The sequence below is a fragment of the Pseudomonas sp. CCI4.2 genome (genome assembly GCF_034350045.1).
Classification (GTDB): domain Bacteria; phylum Pseudomonadota; class Gammaproteobacteria; order Pseudomonadales; family Pseudomonadaceae; genus Aquipseudomonas.
This window is the reverse complement of the sequence record NZ_CP133781.1, coordinates 3291161-3310093: the sequence shown is the minus strand read 5'-3', so window position 1 is coordinate 3310093 and position 18933 is coordinate 3291161. Positions and strand designations below refer to the sequence as shown.

At 55.5% G+C, this 18933-nt stretch carries 16 protein-coding genes; 13 read left to right on the top strand and 3 right to left on the bottom strand.

What is annotated here, in order from left to right; genetic code table 11:
- Positions 1-91 precede the first annotated feature (91 nt).
- Together clpA and clpS are read right to left on the bottom strand one after the other, a co-directional pair.
- A complete protein-coding gene (gene clpA / locus RHM65_RS14960; protein WP_322165195.1) occupies positions 92-2362 on the bottom strand; it encodes an ATP-dependent Clp protease ATP-binding subunit ClpA in 2271 nt (756 codons plus the stop codon).
- 29 nt (positions 2363-2391) lie between these two features.
- Positions 2392-2754 (bottom strand): ATP-dependent Clp protease adapter ClpS, encoded by a 363-nt coding sequence (gene clpS, locus RHM65_RS14955; RefSeq protein ID WP_322165196.1) that lies wholly within the window; start codon positions 2752-2754, stop codon positions 2392-2394.
- Between the two features lie 220 nt (positions 2755-2974).
- Here clpS and cspD point away from each other — a divergent pair, with 220 nt between their 5' ends.
- Positions 2975-3274, top strand: coding sequence for a cold shock domain-containing protein CspD (gene cspD / locus RHM65_RS14950; protein WP_322165197.1), 300 nt, complete (start codon positions 2975-2977; stop codon positions 3272-3274).
- 91 nt (positions 3275-3365) lie between these two features.
- Here the strand turns inward: cspD and icd are convergent, their stop codons facing one another.
- Positions 3366-4622 (bottom strand): NADP-dependent isocitrate dehydrogenase, encoded by a 1257-nt coding sequence (gene icd, locus RHM65_RS14945; protein WP_322165198.1) that lies wholly within the window; start codon positions 4620-4622, stop codon positions 3366-3368.
- Positions 4623-5006: 384 nt separating this feature from the next.
- Here icd and RHM65_RS14940 point away from each other — a divergent pair, with 384 nt between their 5' ends.
- From RHM65_RS14940 to nuoC, 12 genes are all read left to right on the top strand, one after another.
- Positions 5007-7232 (top strand): NADP-dependent isocitrate dehydrogenase, encoded by a 2226-nt coding sequence (locus RHM65_RS14940; protein ID WP_322165199.1) that lies wholly within the window; start codon positions 5007-5009, stop codon positions 7230-7232.
- Between the two features lie 107 nt (positions 7233-7339).
- On the top strand, positions 7340-7780 hold the full coding sequence (locus tag RHM65_RS14935) for an NUDIX hydrolase (RefSeq protein ID WP_322165200.1): 441 nt from the start codon (positions 7340-7342) through the stop codon (positions 7778-7780).
- A gap of 71 nt (positions 7781-7851) precedes the next feature.
- Positions 7852-8982 (top strand): tRNA 2-thiouridine(34) synthase MnmA, encoded by a 1131-nt coding sequence (gene mnmA / locus RHM65_RS14930; RefSeq protein ID WP_322165201.1) that lies wholly within the window; start codon positions 7852-7854, stop codon positions 8980-8982.
- Positions 8982-9602 (top strand): high frequency lysogenization protein HflD, encoded by a 621-nt coding sequence (gene hflD / locus RHM65_RS14925; RefSeq protein ID WP_322165202.1) that lies wholly within the window; start codon positions 8982-8984, stop codon positions 9600-9602. The genes mnmA and hflD overlap by 1 nt, the downstream gene beginning before the upstream one ends.
- 129 nt (positions 9603-9731) lie before the next feature.
- Positions 9732-11102, top strand: a complete 1371-nt coding sequence (gene purB / locus RHM65_RS14920) for an adenylosuccinate lyase (protein ID WP_322165203.1) — start codon at positions 9732-9734, stop codon at positions 11100-11102.
- 60 nt (positions 11103-11162) lie between these two features.
- Entirely contained in the window at positions 11163-12329 is a 1167-nt protein-coding gene (locus RHM65_RS14915) for a cupin domain-containing protein (protein WP_322183764.1), read from the top strand.
- Positions 12322-12744 (top strand): GNAT family N-acetyltransferase, encoded by a 423-nt coding sequence (locus tag RHM65_RS14910; protein ID WP_322165205.1) that lies wholly within the window; start codon positions 12322-12324, stop codon positions 12742-12744. Before RHM65_RS14915 ends, RHM65_RS14910 begins: the two co-directional genes overlap by 8 nt.
- 144 nt (positions 12745-12888) lie before the next feature.
- Entirely contained in the window at positions 12889-13629 is a 741-nt protein-coding gene (locus RHM65_RS14905; protein WP_322165206.1) for a secretin N-terminal domain-containing protein, read from the top strand.
- A 522-nt stretch (positions 13630-14151) separates the two neighbouring features.
- Positions 14152-15477, top strand: a complete 1326-nt coding sequence (gene aceA / locus RHM65_RS14900) for an isocitrate lyase (RefSeq protein WP_322165207.1) — start codon at positions 14152-14154, stop codon at positions 15475-15477.
- A gap of 500 nt (positions 15478-15977) precedes the next feature.
- The gene (locus RHM65_RS14895; RefSeq protein ID WP_322165208.1) at positions 15978-16391 is read left to right on the top strand and encodes an NADH-quinone oxidoreductase subunit A; all 414 of its coding nucleotides are present in this window, start codon (positions 15978-15980) and stop codon (positions 16389-16391) included.
- A gap of 10 nt (positions 16392-16401) precedes the next feature.
- Positions 16402-17076, top strand: coding sequence for an NADH-quinone oxidoreductase subunit B (locus RHM65_RS14890; protein ID WP_322165209.1), 675 nt, complete (start codon positions 16402-16404; stop codon positions 17074-17076).
- A 75-nt stretch (positions 17077-17151) separates the two neighbouring features.
- Positions 17152-18933: an NADH-quinone oxidoreductase subunit C/D gene (gene nuoC, locus RHM65_RS14885; protein ID WP_322165210.1), complete on the top strand. Its 1782-nt coding sequence runs from the start codon at positions 17152-17154 to the stop codon at positions 18931-18933.

Below are 18933 nucleotides of genomic sequence, written 5' to 3'. Positions count from 1 at the left end.
GAATTCGGTCCCACAGCTTGAACAAATTTTCCAAATACGATCGCCCACAAAAAAGCCCCGCATCCCAGTGGAATGCGGGGCTTTTGTTGGCTTACGCCATTTCTGCCGTGGTCTCGAAGTCGAAGGTCATTTCTCCGTCCTTGACGTCGATGTGTACTACGCCGCCATGCTCGGCCAATTCACCAAAGAGAATCTCTTCAGCCAGCGGACGCTTGATTTTATCTTGAATCAAACGCGCCATTGGTCGCGCACCCATCTGCGCATCGTAGCCACCTTCCGCCAGCCAGGTTCTGGCCGCGTCGGTCACTTCAAGCAGCACACGCTTGTCTTCCAGTTGCGCCTGCAGTTCGGTAAGGAACTTGTCCACCACGCTTTTAATAACCTCATGGCTGAGGCGAGTAAATTGAATGATGGTGTCCAGGCGGTTCCGGAATTCCGGCGTGAAACTCTTCTTGATCACTTCCATCGCATCAGAGGAGTGATCCTGGTGCGTAAAGCCGATGGAAGCCCGCGCCGCAGTTTCAGCGCCAGCGTTGGTGGTCATGATGACGATCACGTTGCGGAAGTCCGCCTTACGCCCGTTGTTATCGGTGAGCGTACCGTGGTCCATCACCTGCAACAGCAGATTGAAGACTTCCGGGTGCGCCTTCTCAATTTCATCGAGCAGCAGGACACAATGCGGTTGCTTGGTAATCGCCTCGGTCAGCAAACCACCCTGATCAAAACCGACATAACCCGGCGGAGCACCAATCAAGCGCGAAACGGTGTGGCGCTCCATGTACTCGGACATATCGAAGCGAACCAGCTCGATGCCCAAGGCCTTGGCCAACTGACGAGCGGCTTCGGTCTTGCCGACACCGGTAGGACCGGCGAACAGGAACGAACCCACTGGCTTGTCCGGAGACTTCAGGCCGGCACGCGATAGCTTGATCGCAGTTGACAGCGCGTCGATCGCTGCATCCTGACCGAACACGGTCAGCTTGAGGTCGCGCTCCAGGTTACGCAGCAGTTCTTTGTCCGAGCTGTTGACGTGCTTAGGCGGAATACGTGCGATTTTGGCCACGATGTCTTCGACCTGAGGCACTTCAATGCGCTTCACGCGTTTCTCGATTGGCTGCAGGCGTTGGTACGCCCCGGCTTCGTCGATGACATCGATGGCTTTGTCCGGCATGTGACGATCATTGATGTAACGCGACGCCAGTTCGGCTGCGGCGCGCAATGCTTCATCGCTGTATTCGATGCCGTGATGCTGCTCGAAACGCCCCTTGAGGCCTCTCAGAATGCCAATGGTGTCTTCAACCGAAGGTTCCGACACATCGACTTTCTGGAAACGCCGGGCCAACGCGCGATCTTTTTCGAAAATGCCACGGAATTCCTGGAAGGTCGTCGAACCGATGCAACGAATATCGCCCGAGGACAACAACGGCTTGAGCAGGTTGGACGCATCCATCACGCCACCCGAAGCTGCCCCCGCACCGATGATGGTATGAATTTCATCGATGAACAGGATCGCCTGAGGGCGCTTTTTCAGCTCGTTGAGCAACGCTTTGAAGCGTTTCTCGAAGTCGCCACGGTATTTAGTCCCCGCCAGCAAAGCGCCTAGGTCGAGGGAATAAACCACGCTATTGGCGAGCAAGTCAGGCACTTGGTTATCGACGATGCGCTTGGCCAGGCCTTCGGCGATAGCAGTCTTGCCGACACCGGCCTCACCTACCAGCAATGGGTTGTTTTTGCGACGCCGCGCCAAGATCTGCGCAACACGCTCCACTTCCATTTCGCGGCCGACCAACGGGTCAATACGGCCCTGACGGGCCAATTCGTTCAGGTTGCTGGCATAGGCATCCAGAGGATTGCCTGAGGAAGAAGACTCACCGCCCTCGTCGTCCTGCATATCTTGCTCACCTTCAGAGTGATCGCCATGCCCTGGTACTTTAGAGATGCCATGAGCGATGTAATTGACAACATCGATCCGGGCAACACTCTGCTGCTTGAGCAGAAATACTGCCTGGCTTTCTTGTTCACTGAAGATCGCAACCAGCACGTTAGCGCCGGTAACTTCACGCTTGCCGGAACTTTGCACATGGAAGACTGCACGTTGCAGTACGCGCTGGAAACCCAAGGTTGGCTGGGTTTCACGGTCTTCGTCGTGGACGGGGATCAACGGGGTCGTGGAGTCGATAAACTCCTGCAGATCATGCTTGAGCTTATCGAGGTTTGCGCCGCAGGCACGCAGAACGGTGGCGGCAGCCTCATTGTCCAAAAGAGCCAGAAGGAGATGCTCAACCGTCATAAATTCATGACGCTTCGAACGAGCCTCCTTGAAGGCTAAATTGAGGGTGACTTCGAGCTCACGGTTTAACATAGCTTCACCTCATACCCAAGTGGTCGGCGTTAACCGTCCTTCTCGATCTCACAGAGTAGCGGATGCTGGCTTTCCCTGGCGTATTGGTTCACCTGCATTGCCTTGGTCTCGGCGATGTCGCGGGTAAACAATCCACATACTGCCCGTCCCTCTGTATGGACGGCCAGCATGACCTTGGTCGCCAGCTCACGATTCAGGTTAAAAAATACCTCGAGCACTTCGACGACGAAATCCATCGGGGTGTAATCATCATTAAACAAAACCACTTTGTACATCGGTGGCGCCTGCAACGCTGGTTTAGCTTCTTTCAGCGCCACTCCTGCGGCGTCATCGTCATGTGTTTCCGGACGATCCTGATTGAATGTTAGTCGAATCTGGCTGAATGCATGCATGGAAAGAAGGGTTCGTAGGTGGACGGATTCATTAATTTAGCCGCAGCGGGGCCGGTTTTTCACCGGACTGCCGCATGACCTTGACTATCGGCAAAACAGTGTTACAAACAATAGAACCCACATTGGGTAAAAAGGGTCCGTGCAGTCAACCAAATTCTTTTCGGTCCGGCGGATGAGGTGGATCATACTCCAGACGGAGTCCTTTGCAGAGGGATGAGAAATGGCAATAGTTAGTAGTAACAACTCTGTCAAGCACGGCAAGGTCAAATGGTTCAACAATGCCAAAGGCTATGGCTTCATCAATGAAAACGACAAGACTGAGGACCTGTTCGCCCACTATTCAGCGATCACGATGGAAGGCTACAAGACGCTGAAAGCGGGTCAACCCGTTGTTTTCGAAATCATTCAAGGCCCCAAAGGACTGCATGCGGTCAATATAATGGCCACGAGCGAGATTCAATCGGAGCAACCGGTGGCTGCTCCCAGCGAGACCAAGACAACCTCAGATGTAAGTGCCTGAAACGTCGAATTCAAGACCTTAGCGAAAAAAGCCAAAAAAAACCGGCCAGTTCATCACCTGAACTGGCCGGTTTTTGCGTTCTGAACTGACGTTACATGTGCGAGATCAGCGCGTCGCCGAAGGCTGAAGAAGACAGCAGCGTGGCGCCGTCCATCAGGCGTTCGAAGTCGTAAGTCACGGTTTTGGCAGAAATGGCGCCATTGGTGCCTTTAATGATCAAGTCCGCAGCCTCGATCCACCCCATGTGACGCAACATCATTTCAGCGGAAAGAATCAGCGAGCCTGGGTTCACTTGATCTTTGCCGGCATATTTGGGTGCCGTACCGTGAGTGGCTTCAAACATCGCAATGGTGTCGGACAAATTGGCGCCCGGCGCGATACCAATGCCGCCGACTTCTGCTGCCAGGGCGTCGGACAAATAGTCTCCGTTCAGGTTAAGCGTAGCGATCACATCATATTCAGCTGGGCGGAGCAAAATCTGCTGAAGCATGGCGTCAGCAATTGCGTCTTTGACGATGACGTTTTTGCCAGTTTGCGGATTTTTGAACTGCATCCAGGGTCCGCCATCGAGCAAGGTCGCGCCAAACTCTTCTGCCGCCACTTCGTAGGCCCACTCTTTGAAGGCACCTTCGGTGAACTTCATGATGTTGCCTTTGTGTACAATCGTTAGCGAGTCGCGGTCATTATCGACCACATACTGCAACGCCTTGCGTACCAGACGCTTAGTACCTTGCAACGAAACCGGCTTGACGCCAATGCCACAGTTTTCGTCGAAACGGATCTTGGTAACGCCCATTTCTTCTTTCAGAAACTTGATGATCTTGATCGCTTCGGGCGAGCCGGCCTTCCACTCGATCCCGGCGTAAATATCTTCAGAGTTTTCACGGAAGATGGTCATGTCCACGTCGCCTGGTTTTTTAACCGGGCTCGGCACACCTTCAAACCAACGCACAGGGCGCAAGCAAACGTAAAGATCCAGTTGCTGACGCAAGGCAACGTTCAAGGACCGAATGCCACCACCGACCGGTGTGGTCAGCGGTCCTTTGATAGAGACAACGTAATCTTTTGCCGCGTCCAGGGTTTCCTGGGGTAGCCAGGTGTCTTGATCGTAAACCTGGGTCGCCTTTTCTCCGGCGAAAACTTCCATCCACGAGATCTTGCGCTCACCGCCGTACGCTTTATTAACCGCCGCATCTACAACCTTGATCATCACCGGACTGATGTCGACACCAATACCATCGCCTTCAATGAAGGGGATGATCGGATTGTTCGGCACATTCAAGGAATGGTCTGAGTTGACCGTGATTTTTTCACCGACTTTGGGAACCTGAATCTTCTTGTATTCCATGCTGGACTCCACGTTTTGGTTAACATCCTGGTTACGGCCGAGCGTAACCCAGTTGAAACTGGACTGGAACTACAGGATCCAGCCTTAGATGCGCGGCCTATGATCCGGCCGCAGGCCACTACCTGCGTATTAATGCTTAACACCGGTGGTATACTGCCGCCGGTGACCAGCAAGTCACTGAGGACGGAGCCTCTGGATCGGGACTTCCCAGCCTCTACCAGGCCGAGCTTCTACCTTAGCTCAAGCGCTTGACGCCGTATGGATGCATTCCTCATCACCGCGACGCCCCTCGACTTTCGCCTCATTGATGACTTTGGACGAAAGCGCCTACCCTGCGCATCTCGAGATTTTGTGCACGCTCAGCAAAGAAGAGAGTTACCAAAAATGTCCATCCGCTCGAAAATCATCTACACCTTCACCGACGAAGCTCCTGCACTCGCGACGTACTCCTTGCTTCCCATCATCGAAGCCTTCACTGCCTTTGCTGATATCGACGTTGAAACTCGCGATATCTCCCTCGTAGGCCGTATTCTTGCAAGCTTCCCTGAGAACCTGAGTGCAGACCAGAAGGTGCCGAACCATCTTGCTGAACTCGGTAGTCTGGCAAACACCCCAGAAGCCAATATCATCAAGCTGCCTAACATCAGTGCCTCGGCTCCCCAACTGATCGCCGCCATCAAAGAACTGCAAGCTGGCGGTTTTGATATCCCGGATTACCCGGAAGCACCGACGAGCGACGCTGACAAAGAAGTTAAGTCCCGCTACGACAAAATTAAAGGCAGTGCTGTTAACCCAGTTCTGCGCGAAGGCAACTCAGACCGCCGCGCGCCGCTTTCGGTCAAGAACTACGCTCGCAAGCACCCGCATAAAATGGGCGCATGGAGTGCAGATTCGAAGTCGCACGTTGCTTACATGAACAACGGTGATTTCTACGGCAGCGAAAAAGCTGCCCTGATCGACGGCGCAGGCAGCGTCAAAATCGAATTGGTCGCCAAGGGCGGTGCCGTCACCGTTCTGAAAGAAAAAACCACCGTGAAAGCGGGCGAGATCATCGATTGCTCGACCTTGAGCAAGAAAGCGCTCAGCAGCTTCATCGCGGTCGAAATCGAAGACGCTAAAAAGCAGGGCGTTCTGCTCTCGGTTCACTTGAAAGCCACCATGATGAAGGTCTCCGACCCAATCATGTTCGGCATCATCGTGGCCGAATACTACAAAGAAGCGCTGACCAAGCACGCCGCCGTGCTGAAAGAAATCGGCTTCAACCTGAACAACGGCATTGGCGATCTGTACTCGCGCATCAAAGCGTTGCCAGCCGCGAAACAAGCTGAAATCGAAGCTGACATCCAAGCGGTTTATGCCACTCGCCCTCCTCTGGCGATGGTCAACTCCGACAAGGGCATCACCAACCTGCACGTCCCAAGCGACGTCATCGTTGATGCTTCGATGCCTGCAATGATTCGTGACTCTGGCAAAATGTGGAACACCGCTGGGGTTCTGCAAGACACCAAGGCCGTCATCCCGGACCGTTGCTACGCGACGATCTACCAGACCGTGATTGAAGACTGCAAGAAACACGGTGCTTTCGATCCGACCACCATGGGCAGCGTGCCTAACGTGGGATTGATGGCGCAAAAAGCCGAAGAGTACGGTTCCCACGACAAGACCTTCGAAATCCAGGCTGACGGCGTTGTGCGGATTACCGACGACAAAGGCCGCTTGTTGCTTGAACAGACCGTTGAGACGGGTGATATCTGGCGCATGTGCCAAGCCAAAGACGCACCGATCCAGGATTGGGTCAAATTGGCTGTCAACCGCGCCCGCGCCAGCAACACCCCGGCCATTTTCTGGTTGGACCCGCTGCGCGCCCACGACGGTGTGGTGATCGAGAAGGTTCAGAAGTACCTGAAAGACTACGACACCTCAGGCCTCGATATCCGCATCATGTCGCCCGACGACGCGATGAAGTTCACCCTGGCACGTACTCGCTTGGGCCAAGACACCATTTCGGTGACGGGCAACGTGCTTCGCGACTACCTGACTGACCTGTTCCCGATCATGGAACTGGGCACCAGCGCGAAAATGCTGTCGATCGTACCGTTGATGGCCGGTGGTGGCCTGTTCGAAACCGGCGCTGGCGGTTCAGCACCGAAACACGTGCAGCAGCTTTTGGAAGAAAACTTCCTGCGCTGGGATTCGCTGGGTGAGTTCCTGGCCTTGGCCGCCTCGCTTGAGCATCTGGGCGTCACTTACAACAACCCTAAAGCCAAGATATTGGCCAGCACACTTGACCAGGCAACGGGCAAGTTCCTGGACAACAACAAGTCGCCTTCGCGCAAAGTCGGCAACATCGACAACCGCGGCAGCCACTTCTACCTGGCGATGTACTGGGCTCAGGCGTTGGCAGCTCAAACTGAAGACGCCAGCTTGCAAGCACCGTTCAGCAAACTGGCTAAAACCCTGGCAGACAATGAGGCAACCATCGTTGCCGAATTGAACGCAGTACAGGGCAAGCCAGTGGACATCGTCGGTTACTACCGCTTTGATCCTAAGTTGGCGAGCGCAGTCATGCGTCCAAGCAAAACCTTGAACGCGGCGATCGCCGCACTTTAAGGCGCAACCGGCCAGACGCATTAGCGTCAGACCTGTCAGAGACCCCGGCCCTGTGCCGGGGTTTCTGTCTCTGCGTTATCCTCCTTTTATAGAGGGCGAACATTCAAATGGATTGGCACCCCCACATTACCGTGGCGACTATCGTTGAAATTCAAGGCCGGTTTTTGTTGGTCGAGGAATTCAAGGGCGGTCGAAACGTACTCAACCAACCCGCAGGGCATCTTGATCCCAACGAAACCTTGCGCCAGGCCGCCGTGCGCGAAACCCTGGAAGAAACCGGCTGGGACGTCGAACTGACCGGTGTCGTCGGCATCTATCTGTACACCGCGCCCAGCAACGGTGTGACCTATCAGCGCATCTGCTTCGCCGCTAAGCCGGTGCTGCATCACTTGGAACGCCTGCTGGACACCGGCATCGTCCGGGCCCTTTGGCTTAGCCGCGATGAGCTGTTTTCTCAGCCCGAGAACTGGCGCAGTGAATTGGTCATGCGCTGCATCGACGACTACCTCGCCGGACCGCTTCATGACCTGGAGCTCATACGTGATTGATCACCGATTTAGCCTTGGCGCCGACAGCCTGTTAGAATCGCGTCCTTTTTACAGACACACATCGAATCCCTATGCGTGATCAAGCCCTGCACGATCCAGCAAAGACGCGCGTTATCGTCGGTATGTCCGGCGGCGTCGACTCTTCCGTTTCTGCCGTTCTGCTGATTGAGCAGGGGTATCAAGTGGAAGGCCTGTTCATGAAGAACTGGGAAGAAGACGACGGAACCGACTATTGCACCGCCCGTGAAGACCTCGCGGACGCTCAGGCTGTTTGCGACAAAATCGGCATCAAGCTGCACACCGCCAACTTTGCCGTCGAATATTGGGACAACGTGTTCGAGCACTTCCTCGCCGAATACAAAGCAGGGCGTACGCCTAACCCGGACATCCTGTGCAACCGCGAAATCAAGTTCAAGGCCTTTCTCGACTACGCCTTGATGCTCGGTGCTGACATGATTGCCACCGGACACTACGTGCGCCGCCGCGACATAGACGGCCGTACCGAGCTGCTTAAAGGCCTGGACGCAAATAAAGACCAGAGCTATTTCCTGCATGCCGTGGGCGGCGAACAGATCGCCAAGACTCTGTTCCCGGTCGGCGAACTGGAAAAGCCAGCTGTGCGTGCCATTGCCGAAAAACACGAGTTGGCGACAGCCAAGAAGAAAGATTCCACCGGCATTTGTTTTATTGGTGAGCGTCGTTTCAGTGATTTCCTCAAGCAGTACCTGCCTGCCCAACCGGGGGATATCAAAACCACTGAAGGTGAAGTCATCGGCCGCCACCACGGCTTGATGTACCACACCATCGGCCAGCGCCAGGGACTTGGTATCGGCGGCTTGAAAGATGCCAGCGATGACCCGTGGTACGTGCTGGTCAAGGATCTGGAAAACAACGAATTGATCGTTGGCCAAGGCAATGACCACCCTTGGTTGTTCTCCCAAGCCCTGGTGGCGTCCGATATTTACTGGGTCAACCCCATCGATCTGAGCAGCCCCCGGCAGTTGACCGCTAAAGTGCGTTATCGCCAAAGCGACCAGCAATGCACTTTGGAGCAGACCTTGGTGGGTTACCGCGTCACCTTCAATGAACCTCAGCGCGCCGTGACACCCGGTCAGTCCGTGGTGTTTTACGACGGCGAAATCTGCCTCGGCGGCGGCGTCATCGAAGTCGCCGAGCCGTGGCACAGCAAGGACAAGCGCTGATGACTCCAACGCAAGAACAATTGGTCGCTTTGGGCGGTGTATTCCAGGCAGCCGTGTTGGTCGATAAAATTGCCAAGACCGGTCAGGTCAGTGAGGCGGCGCTGGGCTGCATGCTGGGCAGCCTGTTGGTCATGGACCCCAAAGACACGATGGAAGTCTACGGCGGCGATGATTTGAACCTGCGCGAAGGCTATCGCTCGCTGGTAAGTGCGCTGGAACGCGACCCTACGGCGTTGCAACGCGAACCTCTGCGTTATGCCCTGTCGATGCTTGGTCTGGAGCGCAAGCTGGCCAAGCGCGACGACCTGCTCGAAGTCATTGGTAAACGCATACCCCAGATCAAATCCCAGGTTGAGCATTTCGGCCCGGTTCATGACAACGTGATTGCCGCCAGCGGTGCGCTGTACCAAGACACCCTGAGTACGTTGCGCCAACGGATTCAGGTTCACGGTGACATGCGTAATTTGCAGCAACCGAACAACGCGTCGAAAATCCGTGCCTTGTTGTTGGCCGGCATTCGGTCCGCACGGTTGTGGCGACAGCTGGGCGGTCATCGCTGGCAGTTGGTGGTTAGCCGCCGCAAATTATTGAAAGAGCTTTATCCGATGTTGCGCGGCTGAATCATTCATTTGTAACGTCGCCACTGCTACTCATTGCGCGCCCTACGCTGGTCAGACCGAAACGGACTGACCCGCTTTTCATGTATGATACGCGCCCCATTTCGTCGCCCGACTGCCCGAGAACACCCCATGCAGCTTTCTTCGCTCACTGCGGTTTCCCCTGTTGATGGCCGCTACGCCGGCAAAACCCAGGCCCTGCGCCCGATTTTCAGCGAATACGGTCTGATCCGCTTCCGCGTCATGGTCGAAGTCCGCTGGCTCCAGCGCTTGGCCGCTCACCCACAAGTGGCTGAAGTTCCGGCATTTTCGGCCGAAGCGAATGCGATCCTCAACACCTTGGCCGAGGAGTTTTCCCTGGTCCACGCTGAGCGTGTCAAAGAGATTGAGCGCACGACCAATCACGACGTGAAAGCCATTGAGTACCTGCTCAAGGAACAAGCGGCCAAGCTGCCTGAACTGGCCAATGTGAGTGAGTTCATCCATTTCGCCTGCACCAGCGAGGACATCAACAACCTGTCCCACGCATTGATGCTGCGCGAAGGCCGCGATAACGTGCTGTTGCCGTTGATGCATGAAATCGCAGGATCCATCCGTGAACTGGCGATCCGCTTCGCCAATGTGCCAATGCTGTCACGCACCCACGGTCAACCGGCCTCCCCGACTACGCTGGGCAAAGAACTGGCAAACGTGGTGTACCGCTTGGAGCGCCAAATCGCTCAAATCGTTGCGGTCCCACTGCTGGGCAAAATCAACGGCGCCGTCGGCAACTACAATGCCCACCTCTCTGCCTATCCGAACATCGACTGGGAAGAGAATGCCCGCGCCTTCATCGAAGATGAACTGGGCCTGGGCTTCAACCCGTACACCACGCAAATCGAACCTCACGATTACATCGCCGAGCTGTTCGATGCGATTGCGCGCTTCAATACCATCCTGATCGACTTTGACCGCGACATCTGGGGCTACATTTCCCTAGGCTATTTCAAGCAACGCACCATCGCTGGCGAAATTGGTTCGTCGACCATGCCACACAAGGTCAACCCGATCGACTTCGAAAACTCCGAAGGCAATCTGGGTATCGCCAACGCGCTGTTCCAGCACCTGGCCAGCAAGTTGCCCATTTCACGCTGGCAGCGCGACCTGACGGACTCTACCGTCCTGCGCAACTTGGGCGTGGGCTTCGCACACAGCATCATCGCCTACGAAGCCAGCCTCAAAGGCATCAGCAAACTGGAACTCAACGCGGCGAAAATCGCGGCGGACCTGGATGCATGCTGGGAAGTGTTGGCCGAGCCGATCCAAACGGTCATGCGTCGCTACAACATCGAAAACCCGTATGAAAAACTAAAAGAATTGACGCGCGGCAAGGGCATCAGCCCCGAAGCACTTCAAACTTTTATCGACGGTTTGGAAATGCCCGCCGAAGCCAAAGCTGAGCTGAAAAAGCTTACCCCGGCCAATTACATCGGCAGTGCAGTGACCCAAGCTACACGGATCTGATACGCAACAAAAATTTGCACGCCCGGCTGTGCCGGGCGTTTTCATTTCAAGGGCTTACACATGAATCCTGATATTCCTCTTCAACTTCTGGGCGGCATCAGCGCTCGCGTCTTTCTGCGCGACTACTGGCAGAAAAAAACACTGCTGATCCGCCAGGCTCTTCCGGATTTCCAAAGTCCGATAGACCCGGACGAACTGGCTGGCCTGGCCTTGGAAGAAGAAGTTGAGTCGCGCCTGATCATCGAAAACGGCGAACGCCCTTGGGAAATGCGCCGTGGTCCGTTTGCTGAAGATGAATTCAGCAAATTGCCTGAGCGTGACTGGACCCTGCTGGTACAAGCGGTGGATCAGTTCGTACCCGACGTCGCCGAACTTCTGGAAAACTTCCGTTTCTTGCCGAGCTGGCGCATCGACGACGTGATGATCAGCTTCGCCGCCCCCGGTGGCAGCGTTGGCCCGCATTTCGATAATTACGATGTGTTTCTGCTTCAAGGTCACGGCCAGCGCAACTGGAAAATCGGCCAAATGTGCGATTCCGACAGCCCGCTGCTGGATCATGCCGACCTGCGCATTCTCAAGGACTTCCATGCCACCGACGAGTGGGTACTGGAACCTGGCGACATGCTTTATCTGCCACCCCGTCTGGCCCATTGTGGGGTAGCCGTTGATGACTGCCTAACCTACTCCGTCGGTTTCCGCGCACCTAGCGCCGCCGAAGTGCTGACTCACTTTACCGATTTCTTGAGCCAGTTCCTGCCGGATGAAGACCGTTACTCCGACGCCGATGCGCAGCCGGTCAGCGACCCGCATCAAATTCAGCACGACGCCCTTGACCGCCTCAAAAGCTTGCTGGCTGAGCACATGAGTGACGAGCGCCTGTTGCTGACCTGGTTCGGCCAGTTCATGACCGAGCCACGCTATCCTGAAATGGTGGTCGGTCCAGAACTGGAGGAAGACGACCTGTTCAGCAGCCTGGAGCAAGGTGCCGTGCTGATTCGTAACCCAAGCGCGCGCTTGGCATGGTCCGAGGTTGATGACGACCTGCTACTGTTTGCCAGCGGCCAAAGCCGTTTGTTGCCAGGTCATTTGCGCGACTTCCTGAAGTTGATCTGCGCCGCTGACGCCTTACACACAGAAAACCTCGGCCCATGGTTGGCTGATGAATATGGACGCAACCTGCTCTGCGAGCTGGTTAAACAAGGAAGTCTGGGGTTTGCTGATGAATAAAATCCACGTACGTGTCGCCGATTGGCAGAAAGATAACGCCGACATACGGCGCATTCGGGAAGCCGTGTTCATCGCCGAGCAATGCGTGCCGCCTGAATTGGAATGGGATGCCGAAGACGCCAGTGCTGTTCATTTTCTGGCGTATGAAGGTGATTTCCCGATTGGTACAGCCCGCTTGTTGCCCGACGGCGAAGTGGGTCGCTTGTCGGTGCTCAAGGACTGGCGCGGCCTGAAAGTCGGCGACGCACTGATGGAAGCCGTCATCGGCGAAGCGGAACACCGCGGACTGAAACAGCAAAAGTTGATCGCACAGGTACAGGCCACGCCCTTCTACGAGCGTTTGGGTTTTACCATCGTCAGCGGCGAGTTTCTCGAAGCCGGGATTCCACACGTCGACATGCTGCGCGGCGCGTAAAGCTCTGCGAACAAACTTCACTTTATGCAACGCCCCGCGCTCTCTAGGCCGGGGCGTTTTGCTGTCTACGATTCAACTTGATCCCTCTGAGGCCGACAAACTGTCAAACTCACGCTTTAATGCGCCTATTGCGGAGACACAGACATGTTCCTACGCACCCTCTTTACGTCGCTATTGCTCGTTTGCAGTTTCAGCGCCGTGGCCGCGACAGAAGTCGTGCCGTTGAACTACCGCACCAGCGACGATTTGCTACCAGTGGCCAAGTCCTTCTTGGGCAAGGACGGCACTGTCAGCGCCTACGGCAACCAACTGATTGTCAACGCTGAGCCCGGCAAGATCGAAGAGTTGCGCACGCTGCTGGGACAGCTGGACAAGGCACCCAAGCGCTTATTGATCAGCGTCGACACCAGCGACAACACTGTTCAAGACAGCCAAGGCGCCAATCAGACTCGGATCATCAACCGCGGCACGGGCAGCCGGGACGGTGGCGTGCAGCAGGTCCAGGCCAGCGAAGGCATGCCTGCACTGATTCAAGTCGGCCAATCCGTGCCGCTGACCACTACACGCACCGACTCCAATGGCTATGCGCAAAGTGATACTCAGTACCGCAACGTGACCCAGGGTTTTTACGTCACCGCCAGCCTGACCGGCGACACCGTACACCTGAGCATCAGCACCAATCACGACCGGATGAGCCAAGAACACCCTGATGTAGTGAATGTTCAAAGCACCGACACAACCGTCACCGGACGTTTGGGAGAGTGGATAACCCTCGCCGGTGTCAGCGAACAGTCGCAAGCCAATCAACAAGGTTTAGTCCAGCGCTATAGTACCCAGGGCCGTAGCGACATGAGCTTGCGGGTCAAAGTTGACGCTCTTGATTGAGCACAAAACCTGATCCCCGAAAATTGACCGACTGGTCGCATCAACGCAAATATGTAGTGCTTTTAAAAAAGCACTACAAAACATTTGACGAGTCAAATCTGGCGAGGCATGATTGCCCCGCTCCCGCTAATCAGAGGCTCTGCAACGAGCCTTCGGATCGCCGCTCTGACTTACCCAACCTGAGCCGATTCGTGTCTGTACTGCCCACAAGGCTGTTTGACGAGGTTGTGACTGAGAACGAAGTTGTCCTGAGGGACGGAAGCTTAATACGGTGAATCGGCACAGCGTTCTGGTGATCACAACAAGGCATCCACGAGCCGAATTGCGACTGTCAGTTGAGCCTTTTATACCTGTTTTCTTCCACTTCTCGAACACATCGTTCATCCGCTACAACCCCCCGGACATCGGCTTGACCGCCACGCCTCTGATTAGTGAGTAGCCCATCACGCGCCTTATGGAATAAGGCGGTATTTGGCGGAGCAAGGATTTTCCACCCAAGACTATGCGACGAGGCTTATCTCCATGGCACTGACACGCGAACAGCAAATTGCAGCCCTTGAAAAAGATTGGGCTGAAAACCCACGCTGGAAAAACGTGACGCGCAATTATTCTGCTGCTGACGTCGTCCGCCTGCGTGGTTCTGTCCAGCCTGAGCATACATTCGCCAAGCTGGGCGCCGAAAAGCTCTGGAACCTGGTCACCCAAGGTGCCCACCCGTCTTTCCGTCCTGACAAAGATTTCGTGAACTGCATGGGCGCCCTGACCGGCGGCCAAGCGGTGCAACAGGTTAAGGCCGGTATTCAGGCGATCTACCTGTCCGGCTGGCAAGTGGCTGCGGACAACAACTCCGCCGAGTCCATGTACCCTGACCAATCGCTGTACCCAGTGGATTCAGTTCCAACCGTGGTCAAGCGCATCAACAACTCGTTCCGCCGCGCTGACCAGATTCAATGGAAAGCTGGCAAGACGCCGGGCGACGAAGGTTACATCGACTACTTCGCGCCAATCGTTGCTGACGCTGAGGCCGGTTTCGGCGGCGTACTGAACGCTTACGAACTGATGAAAAGCATGATCGAAGCGGGCGCTGCTGGCGTGCACTTCGAAGACCAATTGGCTTCAGTCAAAAAATGCGGCCACATGGGCGGCAAAGTATTGGTGCCCACCCAAGAAGCCGTGCAAAAGCTGACCGCTGCTCGCTTGGCGGCTGACGTTGCTGGCGTACCGACCATCATTCTGGCCCGCACCGACGCTAACGCAGCTGACTTGCTGACTTCTGACTGCGATCCGTATGACGTGCCATTCGTGACCGGCGAACGGACTCAGGAAGGTTTCTACAAAGTACGTGCCGGCCTGGACCAAGCCATCGCTCGCGGCTTGGCTTACGCGCCGTACGCCGATCTGATCTGGTGTGAAACCGCCAAACCGGATCTGGCGGAAGCTCGTCGCTTTGCCGAAGCGATCAAAAAGGAATACCCGGATCAACTGCTGTCCTACAACTGCTCGCCTTCTTTCAACTGGAAGAAGAACCTGGACGACTCGACCATCGCCAAGTTCCAGCGCGAACTGTCGGCCATGGGCTACAAGCACCAGTTCATCACGCTGGCGGGTATTCACAACATGTGGCACAGCATGTTCAACCTGGCGCACGACTATGCCCGCAACGACATGACTGCCTACGTGAAGCTGCAAGAGCAAGAGTTCGCTGACGCCTCCAAGGGCTACACCTTTGTGGCTCACCAGCAGGAAGTCGGTACTGGCTACTTCGACGACATGACCACTGTGATTCAGGGCGGCTCTTCGTCCGTGACCGCACTGACCGGTTCGACCGAAGAAGAACAGTTCCACTAAGTCTTCTCGCACCACGCAGCACCGAAAAGCCGTCCCATCTGGGGCGGCTTTTTCGTTTCTGTCCGATAAAGGGTTTGCGACCCGCCATGGCAAGCGAACGTGTTCGCGCAGCCCGTCTGACACCTCTCCATCGGTTGTTTGCCAACAAGTTGGCTCTTACAGATGACCGGTAACATTGTTTTAAATCTAAGTTATTCGCATCAAACATCAATATGTTACGGAAACAGTCACTAAATGATATTAATTATCATTTATAAAAACCATATGTTCATTACCCTACGAAAGAATGAACGGCAGCGAAATGCCGTGCAACGCCCGTAGAGACTGGCCCCGCGCCTGCTTTGGCGAGTTTGGCGGGTTAAACGATCAATATTTTTGAGTTAGATAATTTTACTTGGAACCTGTTTACCCATAAAATCACTCGATTGATTTGCTGCGACATATCGTCACTGCTTTGTTACTCAAGCTCAGAGACCTTTGCTCTCTGTTAAGGATTACAGATGCCCGAATCGACAGGTCTGATTGCCCATAACTGGGGCTTCGCCATTTTCCTTTTGGGTGTAGTAGGCCTTTGTGCCTTCATGCTCGGTGTCTCTAGCCTTCTGGGCAGTAAAGCTTGGGGCCGCAGCAAAAACGAACCGTTCGAATCCGGCATGCTGCCCACTGGTGGCGCCCGACTGCGGCTCTCGGCAAAATTCTATCTGGTCGCGATGCTCTTCGTGATCTTCGACATCGAAGCCCTTTTTCTCTTTGCCTGGTCTGTGTCCGTCCGCGAAAGCGGCTGGACCGGATTCGTTGAAGCTCTCGTTTTCATAGCAATTCTGTTGGCAGGTCTTGTCTACTTATGGCGGGTTGGAGCACTTGATTGGGCTCCTGAAGGTCGCCGTATTCGGCAAGCGAAGCTGAAACAATGAGGCTTTGGCGATGCAATACACTCTTACAAAGATCGATCCGGATGCTCCTAACGAGGACTATCCAATCGGCAAACGAGAAATCGTTGCCGACCCGCTAGAAGATCAAGTCCACAAAAACATCTACATGGGCAAGCTCGAAGACGTGCTGAACGGTGCCGTCAACTGGGGGCGTAAAAACTCCTTGTGGCCGTATAACTTCGGCCTGTCGTGCTGCTATGTGGAAATGACCACCGCTTTCACGGCACCCCATGACATCGCACGCTTCGGCGCCGAGGTTATTCGGGCATCGCCGCGTCAGGCGGACTTCATGGTTATTGCCGGGACTTGCTTCATCAAGATGGCGCCTATCATTCAGCGTCTCTACGAGCAAATGCTCGAACCCAAGTGGGTTATCTCCATGGGCTCGTGCGCGAACTCCGGTGGCATGTACGACATCTATTCTGTAGTCCAGGGGGTGGACAAGTTCCTTCCCGTGGATGTCTACGTGCCTGGCTGCCCGCCCCGTCCAGAGGCTTTTCTGCAAGGTTTGATGCTGTTGCAGGAATCCATTGGCCAAGAGCGTCGTCCGCTTTCCTGGGTTGTCGGTGATCAAGGCGTATATCGCGCCGAGATGCCGTCGCAAAAGGAACAGCGCCGCGAACAGCGTATTCAGGTCACCAACCTGCGCAGCCCCGACGAAGTCTGATTCGGCTCTTTCTTTTATAAAAAGAGACAAGAACCCGGGTTCATTCTGTACGTTGACCGAAAGCGATCGAGACCTATGACTGCAGACACCGCTCTGTACATCCCGCCTTACAAGGCTGACGACCAAGACGTCGTCGTTGAATTGAACACCCGCTTTGGCCCAGAGACGTTTACCGTCCAGCCTACGCGCACCGGCATGCCGGTGCTGTGGGTTGACCGCGCGAAACTGGTCGAGGTGATGAAGTTCCTACGCCAGCTGCCCAAACCCTACGTCATGCTGTACGACCTGCATGGCATGGACGAACGCTTGCGCACTCACCGTCGCGGCTTGCCCGGCGCTGACTTCAGCGTGTTCTACCACCTGCTGTCGATCGAGCGTAATAGTGACGTGATGATCAAGGTCGCCTTGTCTGAGAGCGACCTCAGCCTGCCGACGATCACCGGTATCTGGCCAAACGCCAACTGGTACGAGCGTGAAGTGTGGGACATGTTCGGCATCGACTTTGCCGGCCACCCGCACCTGACTCGAATCATGATGCCGCCGACCTGGGAAGGTCACCCGCTGCGCAAAGACTTCCCGGCTCGCGCCACTGAATTCGATCCGTTCAGCCTGAACCTGGCTAAACAGCAGCTTGAAGAAGAGGCCGCACGCTTCCGCCCTGAAGACTGGGGCATGAAGCGTTCGGGCGCGAATGAGGACTACATGTTCCTTAACCTCGGCCCGAACCACCCTTCCGCTCACGGCGCATTCCGCATCATCCTGCAGTTGGACGGTGAAGAAATCGTCGACTGCGTTCCGGATGTCGGTTACCACCACCGTGGTGCCGAGAAAATGGCCGAGCGCCAGTCCTGGCACAGCTACATTCCGTACACCGACCGCATCGACTACCTGGGCGGGGTGATGAACAATCTGCCGTACGTGCTCTCGGTCGAGAAGCTGGCCGGCATCAAGGTGCCGGAAAAAGTCGACGTCATTCGCATCATGATGGTCGAGTTCTTCCGTATCACCAGCCACCTGCTGTTCCTCGGGACGTACATCCAGGACGTGGGCGCAATGACCCCGGTGTTCTTTACGTTCACCGACCGTCAACGCGCCTACACCGTGATCGAAGCCATCACCGGTTTCCGTCTGCACCCGGCCTGGTTCCGCATCGGCGGCGTCGCCCACGATTTGCCGCGCGGTTGGGAAAAGCTGGTCAAGGACTTCATCGACTGGATGCCAAAGCGTCTGGACGAGTACCAAAAAGCCGCATTGGACAACAGCATCCTGAAGGGTCGTACCGTCAACGTTGCCGCGTACAACACCAAGGAAGCGCTGGAGTGGGGCGTTACCGGCCCAAGCCTTCGCGCTACCGGCCTGGACTTCGACCTGCGTAAAGCACGTCCATATTCAGGCTACGAAAACTTCGAATTCGAAGTGCCGCTCGCGGCCAATGGCGATGCCTATGACCGTTGTATCGTGCGCGTTGAAGAGATGCGCCAAAGCATCAAAATCATCGGCCAATGCCTGCGCAACATGCCGGAAGGCCCGTACAAAGCGGATCACCCGCTGACGACGCCGCCGCCCAAAGAGCGCACCTTGCAGCACATCGAAACCTTGATCACGCACTTCCTGCAAGTTTCGTGGGGCCCGGTCATGCCGGCAAACGAAGCCTTCCAGATGATTGAAGCGACCAAGGGCATCAACAGTTATTACCTGACGAGCGACGGCGGCACCATGAGCTACCGTACCCGGATTCGCACCCCAAGCTTCCCGCACCTGCAGCAGATCCCTTCGGTGATCAAAGGCAGCATGGTCGCGGACTTGATTGCGTACCTGGGTAGTATCGATTTCGTTATGGCCGACGTGGACCGCTAA

Excerpts from the sequence above, each read along its gene's own strand:
- RHM65_RS14905 (WP_322165206.1), top strand. The coding sequence starts at position 12,889 with ATGTTCCTACGCACCCTCTTTACGTCGCTATTGCTCGTTTGCAGTTTC.
- clpA (WP_322165195.1), bottom strand. The coding sequence starts at position 2,362 with ATGTTAAACCGTGAGCTCGAAGTCACCCTCAATTTAGCCTTCAAGGAG.
- RHM65_RS14910 (WP_322165205.1), top strand. The coding sequence starts at position 12,322 with ATGAATAAAATCCACGTACGTGTCGCCGATTGGCAGAAAGATAACGCC.
- aceA (WP_322165207.1), top strand. The coding sequence starts at position 14,152 with ATGGCACTGACACGCGAACAGCAAATTGCAGCCCTTGAAAAAGATTGG.
- RHM65_RS14895 (WP_322165208.1), top strand. The coding sequence starts at position 15,978 with ATGCCCGAATCGACAGGTCTGATTGCCCATAACTGGGGCTTCGCCATT.
- RHM65_RS14890 (WP_322165209.1), top strand. The coding sequence starts at position 16,402 with ATGCAATACACTCTTACAAAGATCGATCCGGATGCTCCTAACGAGGAC.
- RHM65_RS14935 (WP_322165200.1), top strand. The coding sequence starts at position 7,340 with ATGGATTGGCACCCCCACATTACCGTGGCGACTATCGTTGAAATTCAA.
- clpS (WP_322165196.1), bottom strand. The coding sequence starts at position 2,754 with ATGCATGCATTCAGCCAGATTCGACTAACATTCAATCAGGATCGTCCG.
- RHM65_RS14940 (WP_322165199.1), top strand. The coding sequence starts at position 5,007 with ATGTCCATCCGCTCGAAAATCATCTACACCTTCACCGACGAAGCTCCT.
- nuoC (WP_322165210.1), top strand. The coding sequence starts at position 17,152 with ATGACTGCAGACACCGCTCTGTACATCCCGCCTTACAAGGCTGACGAC.
- purB (WP_322165203.1), top strand. The coding sequence starts at position 9,732 with ATGCAGCTTTCTTCGCTCACTGCGGTTTCCCCTGTTGATGGCCGCTAC.
- hflD (WP_322165202.1), top strand. The coding sequence starts at position 8,982 with ATGACTCCAACGCAAGAACAATTGGTCGCTTTGGGCGGTGTATTCCAG.
- cspD (WP_322165197.1), top strand. The coding sequence starts at position 2,975 with ATGGCAATAGTTAGTAGTAACAACTCTGTCAAGCACGGCAAGGTCAAA.
- icd (WP_322165198.1), bottom strand. The coding sequence starts at position 4,622 with ATGGAATACAAGAAGATTCAGGTTCCCAAAGTCGGTGAAAAAATCACG.
- RHM65_RS14915 (WP_322183764.1), top strand. The coding sequence starts at position 11,163 with ATGAATCCTGATATTCCTCTTCAACTTCTGGGCGGCATCAGCGCTCGC.
- mnmA (WP_322165201.1), top strand. The coding sequence starts at position 7,852 with ATGCGTGATCAAGCCCTGCACGATCCAGCAAAGACGCGCGTTATCGTC.